Origin of the sequence: Kitasatospora sp. NPDC008050 (assembly GCF_042957465.1) — a bacterium.
GTDB lineage: Bacteria > Actinomycetota > Actinomycetes > Streptomycetales > Streptomycetaceae > Kitasatospora.
Genome location: NZ_JBIBIJ010000007.1, coordinates 117,245 through 119,190, shown reverse-complemented (window position 1 = coordinate 119,190; position 1,946 = coordinate 117,245). Strand labels below are relative to the sequence as shown.

The window sequence follows — 1,946 nt, the reverse complement described above, 5'->3', positions numbered from 1 at the left end:
CCCACACAGCGCGAAAGGACGCGGACGCCCCAGGCGCCCGCGTCCTTTCGCGCTCCCCCGCCCCGCTCCCTCCCGCCGCTACCGAGCCCCCACCCGTCCGACCGAGCGGCGGGTGTACTCGTCGGCCGTCGCACGCAGCGACTGGAGCAGTGCGGCCACCGGCGCGACCTTGGCCATGTCCGGCCAGAGCAGCGCGAAGATCCGCCGGTCCGGCCAGTTGCGCAGCGGGCGGGCGACCACCCTGGGGTCGATGTGCGCGCCGACGCCCAGCTCGTTCATGATCGCCACCCCGATCCGGTTGGCCACCAGGCAGTGGATGGTCAGCTGGTCGTCGGAGGTGGCGGCCACCCGGGGTGTGAAGCCGGCCTGCTGGCAGGCGGCCAGGAACCGGGCGCGCCCGCTCTCCAGCACCCAGCGCTCGCCGGCCAGGTCGGCCAGCTCGACGGTGGGCGCGGCGGCCAGCGGGTGGTCGGCGGGCAGCAGCACGCAGCGGCGGTCGCTGAGCAGCGGCAGGCGCAGCAGCCGCGGATCGGGCAGCACGCTCCGGCCGTCGCGCTGCCCTTCGCGCTGGCCGATCTCCAGGTCGCACATCATCGCCAGGTCGACCTCGCCGGCCAGCACCAGCTGGTGCGAGACGGGGCACTCCGTCTGGGTGACGACCGCCTCCAGCTCGGGGTGGGTGCGCCGCAGGCTGCCCAGCGCGGCGGGGACCAGCGCCACGCAGCCGCTCTGCATCGCGGCCAGCCGCACCTGGCCGCCGCCGGTGGAGGTGAGCGTGGAGACCTCGTCGGCGGCGGTGCGCAGCGCGGCGAGCACCGTCTCGGCGTGCCGGGCCAGGGTCTGCCCGACCTCGGTGAGCCGCACGCCGCGGCCGCTGCGGGTGACCAGCGCCGCGCCGACCGTCCGTTCCAGGGTCCGCATCTGGTAGCTGATGGCGGGCTGGCTGTAGCCGAGGGCCTCGGCGGCGGCGGTGTAGGTGCCGGTGCGGGCCACCTCGGAGAGGACCTGGAGTTGGCGGAGATCAAACACCAGGAAAGAATAAATGATGTTTATCAATCTGCATGAAAAGCCCTACTGGACATATGAGTTTCCCGCCCGCCATGCTGTGCGGACGCGATTCGAAGAAGCGAAGAGGAAGCGAAAGGGTAGGTATCCGAGATGCGTCCCGACCATCCCACCCGGACCCCCGCCGACTCGACCGCCGACCCGGACGTCCTGGTGCGCCTGACGAAGGTCAACAAGTCCTTCGGCGAGCACCAGGTGCTCTTCGACATCGATCTCGACGTGCACGCCGGCGAGGTCGTGGTCCTGCTCGGCGCCTCCGGCTCGGGCAAGTCCACGCTCTGTCGTTGCGTCAACCGGCTGGAGACGATCGACTCCGGCAGCATCACGCTGGACGGCGTGCCGCTGCCGGCCGAGGGGCGCGAGCTGGCCCGGCTGCGGGCGCAGGTCGGCATGGTCTTCCAGTCGTTCAACCTGTTCGGCCACAAGAGCGTGCTGGACAACATCACGCTGGCCCCCGTCCGGGTCAACGGCGTCCCGCGCGAGCAGGCCGTCGACCGGGCGCGCGAGCTGCTCGCCCGGGTCGGGCTCGCCGAGAAGGCGGACGCCTACCCGGCCGAGCTGTCCGGCGGCCAGCAGCAGCGGGTGGCGATCGCCCGCGCGCTGGCCATGGGCCCGCGGCTGCTGCTCTTCGACGAGCCGACCTCGGCGCTCGACCCGGAGATGATCAAAGAGGTGCTCGACGTCATGGTCGAGCTGGCCGCCGAGGGCATGACCATGCTCGTGGTCACCCACGAGATGGGCTTCGCCCGCCGCGCCGCCGACCGGATCGTCTTCCTGGACCAGGGCCGGATCCTGGAGACCGGCACGCCGCAGGAGTTCTTCAGCGCCCCGCAGACCGAGCGGGCCAGGGACTTCCTCTCCAAGATCCTCAGTCACTGAAG

General features: G+C 71.8%; 2 protein-coding genes. One reads left to right on the top strand and one right to left on the bottom strand.

Going from position 1 to position 1,946, the window contains the following annotated elements; genetic code table 11:
* Nucleotides 1–78: 78 nt before the first annotated feature.
* Complete coding sequence (locus ACFZB9_RS16260; protein WP_391447582.1) at nt 79–1,029, bottom strand: LysR family transcriptional regulator; 951 nt, start codon at nt 1,027–1,029, stop codon at nt 79–81.
* Between the two features lie 129 nt (nt 1,030–1,158).
* On the opposite strand from ACFZB9_RS16260, the gene ACFZB9_RS16255 reads away from it, so the two are divergent.
* Nucleotides 1,159–1,944 (top strand): amino acid ABC transporter ATP-binding protein, encoded by a 786-nt coding sequence (locus tag ACFZB9_RS16255; protein WP_391447580.1) that lies wholly within the window; start codon nt 1,159–1,161, stop codon nt 1,942–1,944.
* Nucleotides 1,945–1,946: the final 2 nt, after the last annotated feature.

Excerpts from the sequence above, each read along its gene's own strand:
- ACFZB9_RS16255 (WP_391447580.1), top strand. The coding sequence starts at position 1,159 with ATGCGTCCCGACCATCCCACCCGGACCCCCGCCGACTCGACCGCCGAC.